Annotated in this window: 2 protein-coding genes; one reads left to right on the forward strand and one right to left on the reverse strand. The window is 53.1% G+C overall.

All coding sequences use genetic code 11. The annotated features are described in order from the left end of the window. Nucleotides 1-23: 23 nt before the first annotated feature. Complete coding sequence (locus ACEQFP_RS17365; protein WP_370547120.1) at nucleotides 24-422, forward strand: PIN domain-containing protein; 399 nt, start codon at nucleotides 24-26, stop codon at nucleotides 420-422. Between the two features lie 224 nt (nucleotides 423-646). Here ACEQFP_RS17365 and ACEQFP_RS17370 read toward each other — a convergent pair. Further along, a partial coding sequence (locus tag ACEQFP_RS17370; RefSeq protein ID WP_396464372.1) for an AAA family ATPase occupies nucleotides 647-2173 on the reverse strand: 1527 nt, incomplete at its 5' end.

Raw genomic sequence — 2173 nt, forward strand, 5'->3', positions numbered from 1 at the left:
ATCGTAACGAGCCATAGTTCAATATGTCATGGAAACAGGCAGTTACTATAGCTCAGGTGATTAAGGGACACAGCCTAAAACGCCTAGAGCAAGCCGTTCTGCACAACCATCGCATCGTCGTGTCGGCTATCACCTATGCTGAAATGCGATTCGGTACCATTGGTAAGAAGGCCTCGCCACGCCATGTACAATTAGTTGATGCGTTCTGTTCCAGGCTGGACGCCATCCTGCCGTGGGATAAGACGGCAGTCGATGCCACCACTGTAATTAAGGCCGCGTTAGCCGCCGCTGGCACACCAATTGGCCCGAACGATACGGCGATCGCCGGACACGCCATCGCTGCCGGAGCGATTTTGGTGACGAATAATACACGGGAGTTTGAGAGGGTAGCGGGGTTGATGCTGGAAGATTGGGCAAAATAACGCAGTATGATCGACATTTTGCGCCCTGAGCATAATGCTCAGTTCTGATCAAAGGTACATTGATCTGCCGCTGGGCGCACAATACCTGCTCCGGACTATTTATATTTTTTTATTAATGCGTTTATCTTTTTTCTCTCTTGCCATCTGTCAGTAACTGTCCTAGGGCATTTTCATGCTCTCCTTGAACTGATGACAGATGTTTTTGCCACGGCTTAACATCTTGATCAGCTCTGTGGTTTCCATAGGTTGTAAACCTCTTTGCGTCGTTTGAAGGCTTCCTGGCCTCCTTCCATGATGTTGATGATCGCGTCCTGCACTGGATGAGCGTCAATGCTGCCGCTTTGTACGGTGAATAGCTCGTCCTGATAGCAGCAGGCATGCACTTGCTCCGCATCACCCAGCACCGGAAAGTTGGCATTATGGGTGGCGAAGATGAATTGAGCGCACGGTTTCATCTCGCGCAGCAGTTTGATCACATCGTCGTAGATGGTCTGGTTGTCCAAATCGTCTTCCGGCTGATCGATGATGATCACGTCGTTCTGGCGCTGGCTGAGTACGTACAACAACAGCGCGGAAGCTCGCTGCCCAAGCGAGTGATACTTGAGCTCCTTGCCACGATAGCGGATGACGAAGCGGTTGGGCACCTGATAAGTGACGAGCTCCACTAGGTTCTGGATGAAGGTCTTTTCGAAGACCTCCGGCGTGCTGCCCGCTTTTTTCAAGGCGTTTGGCAAATCACGCAGCAGGCCGCCGAAATCGGTGTAATCCTCCATCACGGCACGCAGGGTAGTTTCGCGGATGTTGCTACCCTTGAAGAGCTGCTGCATGAAGCCGATGGCTGCTTCCTTGTCGCCCTTGAAGTCGGCTTCGATCTGCAGGGCGGTGTGGCCGACGTTCACGCGATCCAGTTCGGCCTTAATAGCGTTGAACTCGGACAACCACAGCCCGTTTAGCTTGTCGATCTCGGCAAACAGCATATCGCGGATGTCGCTCTGCTGGGTTTCTTGCTTGGCCAGATCCTTCAAGTAATCTTCCGCCTTGGCTTTGCGCTGCTGTTGGGTCAGGAAGTCATCCAGCGTGATTGCAGTCATGCCGGTCTGCTTGAGTTCCTGAGCCAATTGACGTTCGACCTGGGCAAACTCCTCCTGAAGACTATGGCGCGCGCCGTCGAACTCGCCTTGTTTGTCTTGAAGCCGTGCGGTAATGGCGCGAGCCTCCTGCTCAATTTTCTTGAGCTGATCGACCTTGGCAACGAGGTTGGCAAATTCGGCGTAATAAGCCGTGAAGAAGCTGGGATTCTGCTTGGAGACGTAGCTCGTGACGTTACGCAGATCGCCCTCATGCTCGGAAATCAATTGCCCGAGAGCGATCACGAAGCTGTCTGCCCGATCCTTCATTCGGGTCAGCGCAGCATCATCATCCTGGAAGCCAAGGCGCTTTTGTAGCCTGTCGTTAACCCCGTACTCCTCAAACTTCTTCAGCCGGAAGTTGGCATCCGTGAGCTGGGACTCGTAATCACGCTTGAGTTCGGCGTTATTTCTGAACCTGAGCCAGCGGCTTACTGCATCACGCACATGTTGGCGTTGGGTTTCGATTTCGTCTCGCCGTGTGCGCAGCTTTTCACCTACCAGCTTTTCCACCAGATCGGTCTCGAAACCTTCACCTGTGCTGGAAAGGGGAGCCCGCAGAATTCGGAAAAAATCGTACGCTAAGGTTTTCCGGGCATCCGTAAGGGCCGAAACTTCCCGTCT

The sequence above is a fragment of the Edwardsiella sp. A.80236 genome (assembly GCF_044540725.1).
Classification (GTDB): domain Bacteria; phylum Pseudomonadota; class Gammaproteobacteria; order Enterobacterales; family Enterobacteriaceae; genus Edwardsiella; species Edwardsiella tarda.

What these genes read in the sequence shown, in the direction of transcription:
- ACEQFP_RS17365 (WP_370547120.1), top strand. Translation starts at nt 24, where the DNA reads ATGTCATGGAAACAGGCAGTTACTATAGCTCAGGTGATTAAGGGACAC.